This window comes from Peribacillus sp. SIMBA_075, assembly GCF_046534585.1.
Window position 1 is genome coordinate 1 of record NZ_JAWRYN010000072.1, and the last position, 13,877, is coordinate 13,877.

The 13,877-nt window shown below is 34.4% G+C and carries 10 protein-coding genes and 1 pseudogene; 2 read left to right on the forward strand and 9 right to left on the reverse strand.

All coding sequences use genetic code 11. The features are described 5' to 3' along the window. Window positions 1-411: 411 nt before the first annotated feature. The 4 genes from SB775_RS26375 to licT all read right to left on the reverse strand — a co-directional run bounded on the left by SB775_RS26375 (window position 412) and on the right by licT (window position 5,153). Window positions 412-678, reverse strand: a complete 267-nt coding sequence (locus tag SB775_RS26375; RefSeq protein WP_410864076.1) for a phosphocarrier protein HPr — start codon at window positions 676-678, stop codon at window positions 412-414. Beyond that, complete coding sequence (locus SB775_RS26380; RefSeq protein ID WP_410864078.1) at window positions 675-2,120, reverse strand: 6-phospho-beta-glucosidase; 1,446 nt, start codon at window positions 2,118-2,120, stop codon at window positions 675-677. Before SB775_RS26380 ends, SB775_RS26375 begins: the two co-directional genes overlap by 4 nt. Window positions 2,121-2,229: 109 nt before the next feature. After that, on the reverse strand, window positions 2,230-4,086 hold the full coding sequence (locus SB775_RS26385) for a beta-glucoside-specific PTS transporter subunit IIABC (protein ID WP_410864080.1): 1,857 nt from the start codon (window positions 4,084-4,086) through the stop codon (window positions 2,230-2,232). A gap of 233 nt (window positions 4,087-4,319) precedes the next feature. Next, window positions 4,320-5,153 carry a BglG family transcription antiterminator LicT gene (gene licT / locus SB775_RS26390; RefSeq protein ID WP_410864081.1) on the reverse strand — a complete coding sequence of 278 codons (834 nt, stop codon included), beginning with the start codon at window positions 5,151-5,153 and terminating at the stop codon, window positions 4,320-4,322. A gap of 731 nt (window positions 5,154-5,884) precedes the next feature. Between licT and SB775_RS26395 the strand changes: the two genes are divergently transcribed. Further along, the gene (locus SB775_RS26395) at window positions 5,885-6,088 is read left to right on the forward strand and encodes an alpha/beta-type small acid-soluble spore protein (protein WP_410864083.1); all 204 of its coding nucleotides are present in this window, start codon (window positions 5,885-5,887) and stop codon (window positions 6,086-6,088) included. A 401-nt stretch (window positions 6,089-6,489) separates the two neighbouring features. Continuing rightward, window positions 6,490-7,720, forward strand: a pseudogene (locus SB775_RS26400) (IS110 family RNA-guided transposase). A gap of 596 nt (window positions 7,721-8,316) precedes the next feature. Here SB775_RS26400 and SB775_RS26405 read toward each other — a convergent pair. From SB775_RS26405 to SB775_RS26425, 5 genes are all read right to left on the reverse strand, one after another. Beyond that, on the reverse strand, window positions 8,317-9,834 hold the full coding sequence (locus SB775_RS26405; RefSeq protein ID WP_410864084.1) for a sodium:solute symporter family protein: 1,518 nt from the start codon (window positions 9,832-9,834) through the stop codon (window positions 8,317-8,319). Then, window positions 9,831-10,031: a DUF3311 domain-containing protein gene (locus SB775_RS26410; RefSeq protein ID WP_410864085.1), complete on the reverse strand. Its 201-nt coding sequence runs from the start codon at window positions 10,029-10,031 to the stop codon at window positions 9,831-9,833. Before SB775_RS26410 ends, SB775_RS26405 begins: the two co-directional genes overlap by 4 nt. 12 nt (window positions 10,032-10,043) lie before the next feature. Continuing rightward, window positions 10,044-11,231: a M20 family metallopeptidase gene (locus SB775_RS26415; RefSeq protein WP_410864086.1), complete on the reverse strand. Its 1,188-nt coding sequence runs from the start codon at window positions 11,229-11,231 to the stop codon at window positions 10,044-10,046. A 237-nt stretch (window positions 11,232-11,468) separates the two neighbouring features. Next, window positions 11,469-12,767, reverse strand: coding sequence for a hypothetical protein (locus tag SB775_RS26420; protein WP_410864087.1), 1,299 nt, complete (start codon window positions 12,765-12,767; stop codon window positions 11,469-11,471). Between the two features lie 137 nt (window positions 12,768-12,904). Next, on the reverse strand, window positions 12,905-13,672 hold the full coding sequence (locus SB775_RS26425; protein ID WP_410864089.1) for a D-alanine--D-alanine ligase family protein: 768 nt from the start codon (window positions 13,670-13,672) through the stop codon (window positions 12,905-12,907). Window positions 13,673-13,877: the final 205 nt, after the last annotated feature.

The window sequence follows — 13,877 nt, forward strand, 5'->3', positions numbered from 1 at the left end:
TTGAATGCTCCCTTATCTGTAGTAAGTTAAGTGTAGCTGCCCTTAAAATATCTGTCCAGATAAGTGTAGACGATTCATTTCTTAACACCTTATGGCTAAAGGATTTATGAGATTTTTCCTCAATTTTAAATGTACAATTACTCATACATTTATCTATGTTCAGTTAATAGATAAAAGATAAGTTTTGTTGCCCCTATAACATTCTTAGCGTAGAAAATGTGTTTTTTCTATGTTGAAATTTGATTAACGTATGTTTTCCGCGAAATGTTGGCGAGACCCCGTAATAGATTCAAAAAAAAACCGAAATACCTTATGATAAGGTATCTCGGTTCAACTTTTTAAAAAAACCAAACTTTGTTTTTAATCTACAATTAAAGTTAGATAAAGTAATAATGATAAAATGATTTTACTTTATTCGGCTAGCCCCTCTTTACTCAATATCTCCTCAATATAAGCTAATGCAACTTCTTGATCACTACCATCCGCAGCAATTACAATTGTTGCCCCTTGCCCTATTCCTAAAGACATTATTCCCATAATAGATTTTAAATTTACTTTTTTCTGATTGTATTCAAGAGTGATATCTGAGAAATATTTATTTGCAACTTGAACCAGTATTGTTGCTGGACGTGCATGAATTCCCGTATCTGAAACTACTTGAAATGATTTTTGTATCATACAATCACCTCATCACAAAGTTCCTCTCCATTTGAAGAAATAACATTTTTATACCAATAGAAACTTTTCTTTCTACTTCTTTCTAATGTACCATTTCCATCATTATCTTTATCAACATAGATAAATCCATAACGTTTTTTCATCTCTCCGGTTCCATTACTAATTATATCTATACATCCCCATGTGGTGTATCCAATCATTTCAACCCCATCAAGAGTAATTGCTTTTTTCATTTCACTAATGTGCTGTCTTAAATATTCAATTCTATAATCGTCATTAATAGAACCATCTTCTTCAATGACATCAACTGCACCAAGTCCATTTTCAACACAGAATAATGGTAAGTTATATCTATCATAAAGATTATTTAGTGTTATTCTGAATCCAATTGGATCACTTTGCCAACCCCACTCTGAAGCTTTTAGGTAAGGATTCTTTAATCCTTTAATAATATTGGCTCCTGTTATTTTTTTACCATCATTATTTACACTTAAAAGTACACTAGTGTAATAACTAAATCCGATAAAATCTACAGTTCCATTTCTTAAAATCGCTTCATCTTCATCCTCCATAACTATTTCAATATCATTATTCTTAAAATATGCCTTCATACTATTCGGATAATATCCCTTAGATTGAACATCACTAAAGAAATAATGTTTATTCAAAAAATGATTTACAGTAAGAAGATCCTCAGGATTGGAGGTTTCTGCATATGCTAAAGGATATACAATCATACATCCAATTTTAAATTCCGGATTAATTTCCTTTCCAACAATCACTGCCTTTGCACTAGCTACAAGTTGATGGTGAGCTGCTTGATACATAACTTGTTCTTCGTTTTCATCTTCTTTTATTCTAAGCCCAGCAGGTCTAAATGGGTGGCATATAACTGCATTAATCTCATTAAAGGTCATCCAATGCTTAACTTTATTCTTAAATCTATTAAATAGTACTTTACTATAATTAACAAAGAATTCTACTAATCTTCTATCTTTCCAACCGCCATATTTTTCAACTAGTGCATACGGCATTTCATAGTGTGATATGGTAATAACCGGTTCTATTCCGTATTTTAAACATTCATCGAATAAATTATCATAATACTTTAATCCCTCTTCATTCGGCTCATTCTCATCTCCGTTAGGAAAGATTCTACTCCATGCTATCGAAGTTCTAAAACACTTAAATCCCATTTCCGCAAATAATTCTATATCTGTTTTATATCTATGATAAAAATCTATAGCTTCATGTGTTGGATAATATTTACCCTCTATTACACCTTCAGTATACTCACGCGCGACGTTTAAAGTTCCTGCTGTTCCTACATCAGCAACGCTTATACCTTTTCCTCCAATATTCCAAGCTCCCTCGCATTGATTGGCTGCTACAGCTCCACCCCACAAAAAGTCCTTTGGAAATCTATTTATATTATTATTCATATATATCCCTCCTGGAAATTAATCTATTAAAAACTTAAGATTTTATTAAGTCAATAATCGTTTTAACATAACCCTAGTAAAAACATTCTTTTGATTTGAACACTTTTAACTATAATATTGTTAGTATTGTTTCTCCATATTCAACACTTTTACTATTAACTGGTAACACATCCAAATAATTTTCCGTATTCGTAATTATTATTGGTGTGACAACATCATAGCCCTTAGATTTTATTTTTTCTAAATCAAATTCTACTATTAAATCACCCATATTAATAGAATCTCCATCTTTAACATAGGCAGTAAAATGCTCTCCACCTAACTTAACTGTATCTAATCCAATGTGAATTAATATCTCAACTCCATCTTCTGAAGTTATTCCTATAGCATGTTTAGTTTTGAATATAGTTGTAATTGTTCCATTTACAGGTGAAACTACTTTACCTTCTACTGGCTCAATAGCAATTCCTTTTCCTAGAATTTCGCTAGCAAAACTTTCATCATTTACTTGTGATAAAGGTCTAACTTCACCAAATAATGGGCTTGATATATTAACTTTATTCATAAGTCTTGTTTTTTCTTCTTTATTTTCACCGATAACTTCTTGTACTTCTTCTTCATTAACTAGATCTTCAAATCCTAATATCCAAGTAACAACAAATGAAACAACAAAAGATATACAAACTGCGATTAGTACATTAACTATATTTGACATTTCAGGACCTATATATACCGCTAACTGTGGAAGTCCCCCTCCAGTAGGTGTATAAGACTTAACAGCTGTTAATCCAGCATATAAACCACCACTAGCTCCTCCGATCATTACAGCGTAAAGTGGTTTTTTCAATTTCATAGTTACACCATATAATGCTGGCTCTGTAATTCCTAATAAAGCCGTAATACCTGTTGATGTCCCTAATTGTTTTAGTTCACTATTCTTTGATTTGATTCCTACACAAAGTGCTGCAGCTCCTTGAGCAACATTAGATACTAGCATACCTGGTATAATAGTTTGATATCCTTGTGCTGCTAATTGAGTAAATAATGCTGGATATAAACTATAGTGCATTCCTGTCATTACTAATAGTGGAGTAAATGCTCCCATTATTAATGGTATTACCCATGAAGCTTTACTATCTAAAAATAAAATTCCACTTGCTAAAACTTCTCCAACTATATTCCCTAAAGGACCAATAAATATCAATGCAATTGGTGCCATAACTATTAAAGTAAATAGTGGGACGAATATTAATTTAATTGTTTTTGGAACAACTCTTTCAAAAAATCTTTGTACATATGACATTGCCCAAACTATTAAAATAATAGGTACAACTGTTGATCCATACTTAGCTAATGTTAAAGGTAATCCTAAAAATTCAACTGGCTCACCAGCACTTACTAAGGCTGAAAAATTCGGATGTAATAAAATTCCTCCAAATATCATTGCTAGATATGGTGAACCTTTAAACTTAACTGCCGCTGTATATGCTATTAACATTGGCAAGAAGTAAAATGCTGTATCAGCTACAAAACTAAAAACATAGTAAGTTTGTGAATCTGTAGACATAATTCCTGTTGCTATGAAAAGTGATAAGAAAGCCTTTAATAGACCGCAACCAGCAATAGCAGGTATTATTGGGACGAAAATTCCAGCTATAACATCAAAAATTGCTGAAATCCCTTTTGATTTAGTTTTATCATCTGTTGCCGAGCCGTTTTGAAAATTACCTAATGTAATTAACTCCTTATAAACGTTAGAAACATCATTTCCTACTATTACTTGAAACTGACCTCCTTTTTCAACAGCTCCAAAAACTCCTTTAATCTGTTTGACCTCATCCATATTTACTTTTGAAGAATCCTTAAGATTAAATCTAAGTCGTGTAGCACAATGAGTTACCTGACTTACATTTTTATCTCCGCCAACTTTCTCCAAAATTTCAACTGCTATTTTCTTGAAATCCATAAAGTGGTCCTCCGTTTAAATTAATTTATAATAATTACGAATTAAACATTTTTTCTGATTTAAAAGTTACCATCCTAACCTAATTCTTAATTGAATATAATTCACAAAATATTCACCACTTTTAAACACTAAAAAACCTAAGTTCATGATGTAAACAAAACATAATAGAATGTTTACAAAATGAGCTTAGGTTTTGCCTACTTGCCAGTTACAACCCTAACAAACTCTTTATATTATTTTTTTTGAACTACTCTTTCAATATGAATCGTTAAATAAATCATTTCTTCATCCGTTAATTCATAAGTGTAAGAATTCTCAATATATCTCTTAATCTTCTTTGAACAATTATATGCCTCTGGGTATTTTAACTTTATTAAATTACACAAGTCATCATCTGGTACACTGTTGTAATGATTGCCCTTGACTAAACGTTGCGCGAAAAACTTTAGATGTGTAATAAAACGATAGAATGTTAAAGAATTTTCGTTAAAATCAACTTTAAAATAATACTTAACTATCGTTAGAACTTCTTGCATAACCTTAGTCATATTTTTTACAACTGGCATCTCTTCATTTAATTCAGCATTAACAATATGAAGGGCTAAGAACCCTGCTTCATCTTCTGGTAAAATCACACCAAATTGATCACATATCATATTTAATGCTTCTAATCCAATCTCATATTCATCTTGATATAATTGCCTAGTTTCCCATAGTAATCCATTTTTAATAGGTAAATTATTTTTATATCGTTGAATTGCAAAATGGATATGGTCCGTTAAATGAATGTAAATGCTTTCATTTAACTTTTTTCCCAATTTCATTTTTGCATACGCAATTATTTTTTCAGATATTTCCATATATTCAATTGGCATATAAGAAATTAAGGTTTTAAACTTTTTCATAATATCTTGGTTTTCCAAAGTGAAAATTTTATCGATTTGTTCCTCGACAATCTGATCTCCAACTTGTTTTTTAAACGCAATCCCACGCCCGATGATAATGATTTCTTGTTTGTCTTTTATAGAAATAATCGCATTATTATTTAATATTTTCGCTATTTTCACTTTATCACCTCCGACAATAGAAAAAGGCAAAACCCACCTTTTTTCAAAGGTACTCGGTTTTGCCTGATTTAACAGTTACAATCCGTTCTTTATACGCTTAACCTCATATTATCATATGACTTTCAGATTAACAATAGTTTTTCAATTAGTTATACACTGTTATTTTACGGAGTAAATTATTAAATTCCCAAAAGTTCTATCAAGCTAGGAATAATATTATAAAGTCAGTCTCCCCTTTTTGTATGAAAACCATTAGTAAAAAAGCCATGCTAAAATAAACCCTTCATATTTTCATTTTTTTGAAGGGCGTAAATGTACTATGTCGTTATATTAACTGGTTATGCAGTTTGTTGTTTAGATGGAGCAATTGAATAGCCTTTCTTTTTTAGATATTCGATCATTTTTAATTCTTTGTTATTTTGTTTTTCTTTAAGGTAATTTGAGCCTAGTTCATGATAAGGTTCGCCTGCCTTTTTGTAGAGTTGACACAAACTGGGCAATAGGAGGAGGAAGCCTTTGCCTCAGATTATTTGCTTTTCGGATCTTCTGAGACCCTTACCTTGCGACCTGGTGGCTTTAATGTTTTCCTGTGCTCTTCCCTTCTAGAGCTACAGATGAGTTTTAATTTCACTTAATCCCTGCCTTAATTTATTTTAAATTCTATGTATATAACTCTTAACAATATCAAAACCTATGACTAGCAACACATTACATTCATAGGAGCTGACAACATGGCTAGAAATAACAACAGTAATCAATTAGTAGTTAATGGTGCAGAGCAAGCTCTAGAACAAATGAAATACGAAATCGCTAATGAATTCGGTGTTACACTTGGCGCTGATACAACATCTCGTGCAAACGGATCTGTTGGTGGAGAAATTACAAAACGTTTAGTGCAAATGGCTGAACAACAATTAGGCGGAAGAACTCGTTAATCGAAATCATATGTAATGTTAGGGATAGTGATTAAACTATCCCTATTTATAATTTTACAAATATCAAAAAAAAGAAACAGAACATCAGTAGCTGTTATTTTGCTATGTCGCAGTACTAATACACTGTGTGCTTGTGGAACTATCCTGCCCCTATCGTATTATAAGGTCAGCCAGATATTTCTGGTTGAACAATTTTTATATCGATATATGATAACGGTAGCTGGGGTAGAACGTTCCTGCCCGTGGGGCTTGGCCCCCGTCAACTAAACAGTTCGCCCCCTACTTGCTTAAACATGATTTGGCTGGTTGGGGACCAAGATCTCGTATAACAAGCGAAGCTATGATACTGCAAGAAGGATTAGGGGTTACCGGCAATAATATGTTTTTGGAGGAGATAAAATATGAATCCAGTGGTTGGTCTTGATGTAGCGAAAGGTGAAAGCCAGGTTCAAGCGTTCTTGGATAAAAAGAAGCCTTATAAAAGAAGTTTTAAAGTAGCACATACCATTGAAGGACTAGAGAGCTTACACCAATATCTTAGAGAGATAGAAAACGTAACAGGAATTCGACCTCCGGTCGTTTTAGAGTCTACTGGGCATTATCATACGCCCGTTGTACAGTATTTTGAGGTGAGAGGTTACTTATTAATTATCGTTAACCCACTCATTTCTTATCGTGCGAAGAGCTCTAGTTTACGGAAAGTAAAGACAGATTTAATCGATGCACGTCACCTCTGCGAGCTGTACTATAAAGAGGATTTAGAGCCTTATAAAAAACGAGGGATACAACTCTTAAATCTTCGTAATCTTTCAAGACAACATGCAAATATAACAGGTATCTATGTACAAACAAAACTACAGTTTCAGGCTGTTCTTGATCAAGTATTTCCTGAATATAGAGGGGTTTTTGGAGATTTGTATTCGGTTGTTTCTTTGCTTACTCTATTAGAATTCCCTACTTCTGAAGACATATCAGCCGTCGATGAAGAAACTGTAGCAAATAGGATTAATGAACTTTGTCCAAGTCGTTCTAGAAAGTGGGCTAATACACAGGCAGAGAAACTTATGGCTGCCTCAGCTCGAAATCCTTTTCAGAGAACTTTATATCAGAGTCACATTTTAAGCCTAGAGATGTATATAAAAATGCTTCTAGAATACCAAAAGCACCTATCCAGGTTTGAAGACGAGATAGATGCTTTGGCAAAAGAAATTGAAGAATATAAGATTATCCAATCCATCCCTGGAATCGGTGAAAAAATCGCTGCAACGATTATTTCTGAAATTGGAGAGATTGATCGGTTTAATCACCCTAAAAAACTAGTGGCATTTGCCGGAATTGATCCTCTTTGAATCAGGTAAATTTAAAGGCACAGTAAATCGGATTACCAAAAGAGGTTCTGGCAGACTACGACACGCCTTGTATATGGCTGTTAAATGTGCCATTCGTGATTGTCGCAAGAAGAAAACGACAGATGAAATCATCCCTCGTAACAAGCGATTACGAGAGTTTTATGATAAGAAACATGAAGAAGGAAAGCCCTTTAAAGTAGCTGTGATAGCATGTGCCAATAAACTTCTACAATGGATTTATGCACTATTACAAAATAACTCGACTTTCCAAGATCTAACCTAGTTTAAAAGTATAACTAAATAGCACAAAACTTTCCAAATGTAGTTCATTGGAAGGTTATTTAGCATGCACAAATTTAGTATAGCATGAAATATTTTAAGTTTTCATTGAAAAATGTTGACTAACTATTAGCTGGTTTAGTTTAAGTACATTTCTGCACATTTTTGTTTAGGAAATAAAAAAAGTAATACCTCATAAACATGCCCCATACAACATCCTCAATCCATCTTATTACTTAGATATTTCTCAAAAGTAATTCCCCCTATTTTTTGAATATAATTGTTACTTTTCCCATCTAAGAAAGATTTGTACAGTTTTCCTGGTAAAGTAATGCGTTTGTTGATATCTTTATTTTTATAGATTCAAACATTATTATTCGCTGATTCACATCCATTTTAATTAATGTATGTCCACATTCAACGTTATGGATACCAATTACACTTGTACATCCGTTGCTTGCTCTATGAGATATAACGGTATTTTTTCTGTAATCTCACCTTTTAAAAGTTGTATTAGTCCTAATGATTAAATGATAATGTTCCCTCCCTCATAGTTATCAGAAGTGAATTACTATTGGATTAGTTACTATACATGTTGGGTTATCTGTTAGATTCTTTTTGTATTAGAACCTTGTGCTCTACTATCGTTGTCTCAAAAACTTCATTATCCTTATGAGTATTAGTCTTTGTCATCACACTGACAACCACTAAAACTACGATATTAACAAATAGGGCGATAATTCCTACATTCAAGTCTTTAATTGCTTGAGGAAGATAAGGAAATAGTTGACCAATTTTTATGTTCCCTAGTTCCATAATAGAAACTAACACGCCTCCTGTTATAATCCCGGCGAATGCTCCATGTTTGGTTACAAAATTCTTTCTCATCAAACTTGCGAAAAAGGCAGGAGCAAGTTGCGTGACAAAATTATAAGCGATTAATGTGAGACTAAAGAGGGTATTTCCACCTATAAAGGTCAAGTAAACTCCTACGAGAGAAATAAGGGGAACCAAGTATCTTACCAGTTTTGCAATCTGAGTGTCCGTTGCAGATGGTGTAAATACGCGATATACATTATTAGCAAGCAATGTTGATATTGACATCAGCAGCATAGAACTTGGTACTAAAGCGGCTAACACGCCCGCGCCACCAATTAAGCCCACAAACCATGGATCAAAATCCTGTTTAGAAAGCTGCAGCAAGATAAGATCGGCTTCCGCGCCTTTTAATCCAGGCGTCTGTAAGATAGCTGCAAACCCCACAAAAAAGGCAAACAACAAAATCAATTGGTACATTGGCATTAGGATTGCATTTTTTCGTAAAGCTTTTTCGCTAGAGGAAGCAAAAATAGTAGGAAACGTGTGCGGCCACATATAAAATCCAATAGAACTTAATACAACGGTCGATATATACCACGATACGCTCATTCCTTGTTCCGGAAGTACGGTAAAGTTCGGTTTTGCATTTTCAATGGCTTCATACATAGGTTGAAAACCGCCATAATAATGAATAGGGAAATAAACTCCTAAAAATACTATAACGCCGAGAATCAGAAAATCCTTCAAAATCGATGTCTGGGCAGCACCGTGAATACCGGAAACCATCACAAAAATGGTTACGCCAATGGCTCCAATCCAAATGGCGGCTGTAGAAGTGATGGACCCATAGGATGTTGCAGAAACGATATATCCTAACCCCTTCAATTGCAGGACTAAATAGCAAGTACAAGCTATAACACCTATAACCGCAACAAGCACACCAAGATAAGGACTTTGATATTTTTTTATAAAAAAATCCGATTGGGAAACTAATTTGTGTTTCTTTGCATACCTCCAGATAGCAGGAAATGTCCAGTAGGAGATTACTGTAGCCAGACAGCCGTACGTCACGATACTAAAGATGGAACCTCCATCCCCATAAGCCGAACCGCTTGCGCCCAAAAAGGTAAAGGTAGAATACATTTCACCTGCGGACAAGAGGAAAATCAATAGGGCTCCCATCCCACGTCCTCCAACCGTCCATTGTTCTAAGTTCATACTTTTCCCTTTTTTAGCCCGGATACCGATCAAAACAGAAATGACGAAAAAAAACAGGATGAAAAACACGGCAATATTCATCTTGTATCTCCCTTCCGATTAGCAGGATCTAGTAGATATATAATCCCCATAATAACTGTGGTTAGTACAGACCAGAGCACAATCCAAAAGTGAAAAAATGGCATTCCCAGAACGTAGGGAGTCACTTTATTTGTAAACAAAGCGCCTACAAGAAAGCCAAGAAACGGAATAATTCCAAGCCAATATATTGTTTTCACACTCTTATCCCCCTAGTATGTTAGATTTAACACTTTAAAAGTCCCGTGAACAAATAACTTCACCCCATATTGTAAAGCCTGTTCATCGACGGTAAATTTTGGATGGTGGTGAGGATAAATAATCCCTTTTTCTTCATTACGAGCTCCTATTAAAATAAAAGACCCAGGAATTACTTTTTGATAGGCAGAGAAGTCTTCACTTCCCATAACCGGCTTAATCATCACTCGACTTTCTTCACCAAACACTTCACAGACCGCTTCGTCCATCAATCGTGTTACTTCTTCATTATTAATGGTCGGTGCATAACCCAGCTGATAATCGAATTCATAAGTAGCTCCATGCGCTTCTGTAATTCCTTTTACTATGCGTTCGATAAAGGTTGGAATCTTTTCCCTCAGTTCCGGATTAAAGCTTCGAACGGATCCTCCAATGCTTACCCTACTTGGAATAACATTAATCGCACTTCCCGCATGGAACTGAGTCACTGAAATCACTAGAGTTTCTTGAGCATCCCGATACCTCGATACAATGTGCTGGAGATTTGTTACAACCTGAGTCCCTATTGCAATGGGATCAATGGTTAGTTCGGGCTGTGAGGCGTGCCCCCCTTTACCCACCACGGTAATATTAAAAGTATCAGCTCCAGCCAACATCGGACCGTAACTCAAACCAATTTTCCCTAAAGGAAGAGACGACATGAGATGGGTGCCAATAATCATATCCACTCCTTCAAGCACACCGGCTTTGACCATCTCTTGGGCGCCACCGGGCGGCACTTCCTCAGCATGTTGAAATAAGAAGCGCACCTCCCCTTTAATTTGATCCTTTAACTGTGTAAGAATCTTTGCTGCACCAAGAAGCATCGCTGTATGCCCGTCATGTCCGCAAGCATGCATCACGCCTGAATTCTGTGACACAAAGTCAAAATCATTCTCCTCTTCAATTGGAAGCGCATCCATATCTGCCCGCAGTGCAATAACCTTCCCAGGCTGCTGGCCAATTAAACGAGCCATTATACTCGTTTTTGTCGGACGTGAAATTTCCAAATCACCAAAAGTTTGTAGCGTTTCATAAACAAATTGTGCTGTTTTTTCTTCCTGAAAAGATAACTCCGGATACTTATGTAAATATCTTCGCCACCCAATCACTTCATCTTTAACAGCCTCGATTAAATCATGAATCATTATCGTTTGAGACATCTACTACAACTCCTTTTTCATTCAATTTACATAACAATATCTATTTTCAGATAGTTTAAGGCAGAAATTCCTTAAATGGAGTATAATATTTTATAAGCTTTATTTCAATAATTTTTTGAAAATTCTAAACTATTTTTTTCTGACTGAATCCAATAGTTAATTTTTCCCTTCCAACGCTTTAATATGCTAAATTAAGGTACAAAATAAATAAGCACCCAAATTATGGGTGCTTATAATTTATAATAATCGATAAATTTTACTCGGCCTTCCACGGGTGGCGTTAGCCTCTTCACCAACGCATTGTGCCAAGTCAACCTCGCACATATCCGCAACAATACGCCGTACATTGCGCTCTGTCATCTCAAGATATGTCGCTAAGTCCTTTGTAGTAAAATCACTCCAGCCCATTCTTTGAACGAGTGCCGATATTTTCTTATACGTTTTAACACTAATATTCCCATTTTTTAACTTTTCTATAAGGAGTTTATTGTGGGTACGGGTATCATATTGTAGTTCTTTCTTTTTGCCTGGTGATTCGACAATCTTGCCATCATCTTGAACAATCACAATTTCACGCTTCTTCATCTCCTTTGAATGTTGAATAGCACGAAAAGCATTGATTTCCGCCGAATAGGCAGTCTCGCCAAAGCCAATTCCAACGGCAACGGTTGTATCTGCCTCAAAAGCCAATTTTTGAATGGTATCTTCGAGCGTAATAATTTCTCGTTCAATTGCACCGCGAGAACTAAAAATCATATATCTTCCGTTTCCTTTCTCTGAAAAAGAACCATTTATTTTTTCACCAAGCTGAATTAACATTTCTTTTAGCCGGAGCTCCAAGTACTGTAAATGATAAGGAGTTTTCATTTCCTCTGCCACTCTGTTAAAATATTCAACTTCAATGATTTCGACTCCGATTTGTGTGTCTTTAAAGTAGGAAGTCTTTACTTTTTCAGAAAGAACCCGAAGCGTTTGTCGTATTTCTATCTTACTCGTCGACATCCGGTAGGCTGGAATTCCGTTTTCCCTTAAAGCTTCACACACGGATGGAAACCAAGATAAAGCGCCTTCTGTCTTTCCTTCATTCCATAAATTTAAGTGAAAATGTACCAATTCATTCGTATCACCATCTAACTCAAACACTTTCGCATAAATCTTTGGGGGTTTTATATTTAACTGTGACAAAGCTTCTTCGCTAATATTGTTTAAGAACATAGTATCAATACTTAACTGCTCAATAATTTTTCCTTGTTCATAGATCATCTCTAAAAAAGATTTATAAAAAGCTGATTCCGTAGCAGGAACATGGACGATTATTTTATCTGTACCTAGTGTTTTTTTCGCAATTTCATAGGGAAGTGGACCAGAAAAAAGCCATGCCACCACGTGAGAATTATGTTCTTTTACAATTTTCTCTACCTCCTCGGTTTTTACATAGGGAAAAGAGATGAATTCCAACTCATGTTTATATTCTTCCGCCAAATCTAAAATCTGTTCTACAGAAGTTTTTAGACCAACTAATCCGATTTTATACATCCTGTATTCGACTTCCTTTATCATCTGTAATATATTCCTTGTTCTTTGTAGAGTATCCTAGTTTAACATTATTCACGTTATCGTAAGTTCTAATTCTTGGATTTGAGTCAATATTTTGGACACAAAAAAGTTAAATTTTAAACTGTATTTCTAATTTCTTGATACTTACTTTGGTAATCGAAGAAACCTTTCTTAGGAATAATTTCTATAACAGGTAAAGCAGCATTTCCAATTATGCCAACAGAAAACTCTCTACCATCTATTTTTTCTTCAATTAGAATAGTATTTGAAATATCCTTTATTTCTTCTAATGCTTTATGAAGTTCATCAGAATTATTAAGAATTACCACTCCTATACTAGAACCGTTGTCATTTGGCTTGAAAACTACTGGATAATTAATTTCTGGTAATTCTTTATCGAAATTATAAATATCCCATTTTGGCGTTTTTATTCCATTAAAGGCCATTAATTCTTTTGAAATTATTTTATTCATCGCTAATAGACTGCCCTCATAGGAACTACCAGTATATTGAATACCGTATATATCGAATAAGGCCTGTAATTGTCCATTTTCACCAATTCCACCATGAAGAGCAAGGAAGCAAATATCAGCATCTTGACAAATTTCTAACACATTAGGACCAATTAAAGACTTTTGATTATTTTGCTGTTTTCGTAATACTTCCAAATTAGGTTTTTCTTTAGGCACATTATAAGTATATGTTTCTTTTCTATATTTTTTATAAGCTGATTCAAAATCAGAAACATCTTGTAAACCTTTATAAATATCTAGTAATAATACATCATGATTTTTTGAAACTAAAGCATTAGAAATTTGAGCACCAGAAGCAAGAGAAACATCCCTTTCATCACTTAATCCGCCAGCTAATACAACCATTCTCATTTTTTACCTCCTGTGACGATTATTTACTATTAATTATATAGTTCATTATATATTAAGAATGGAAGTGGAAAAAGTTTCATAAGACACTTATGTCTTATTTCGGATAAACTTTGCACCAGTCCTTAGTGAACTAAACTCCCTCAATAAAGAAAGCAAAACCTCTCGATATCTCCGTTTTTCTTAGATTTTCATAGTAGTTTACCTG

What these genes read in the sequence shown, in the direction of transcription:
- SB775_RS26425 (WP_410864089.1), bottom strand. Translation starts at nt 13,672, where the DNA reads ATGAGAATGGTTGTATTAGCTGGCGGATTAAGTGATGAAAGGGATGTT.
- SB775_RS26385 (WP_410864080.1), bottom strand. Translation starts at nt 4,086, where the DNA reads ATGGATTTCAAGAAAATAGCAGTTGAAATTTTGGAGAAAGTTGGCGGA.
- SB775_RS26420 (WP_410864087.1), bottom strand. Translation starts at nt 12,767, where the DNA reads ATGTATAAAATCGGATTAGTTGGTCTAAAAACTTCTGTAGAACAGATT.
- SB775_RS26395 (WP_410864083.1), top strand. Translation starts at nt 5,885, where the DNA reads ATGGCTAGAAATAACAACAGTAATCAATTAGTAGTTAATGGTGCAGAG.
- SB775_RS26375 (WP_410864076.1), bottom strand. Translation starts at nt 678, where the DNA reads ATGATACAAAAATCATTTCAAGTAGTTTCAGATACGGGAATTCATGCA.
- SB775_RS26405 (WP_410864084.1), bottom strand. Translation starts at nt 9,834, where the DNA reads ATGAATATTGCCGTGTTTTTCATCCTGTTTTTTTTCGTCATTTCTGTT.
- SB775_RS26380 (WP_410864078.1), bottom strand. Translation starts at nt 2,120, where the DNA reads ATGAATAATAATATAAATAGATTTCCAAAGGACTTTTTGTGGGGTGGA.
- SB775_RS26415 (WP_410864086.1), bottom strand. Translation starts at nt 11,231, where the DNA reads ATGTCTCAAACGATAATGATTCATGATTTAATCGAGGCTGTTAAAGAT.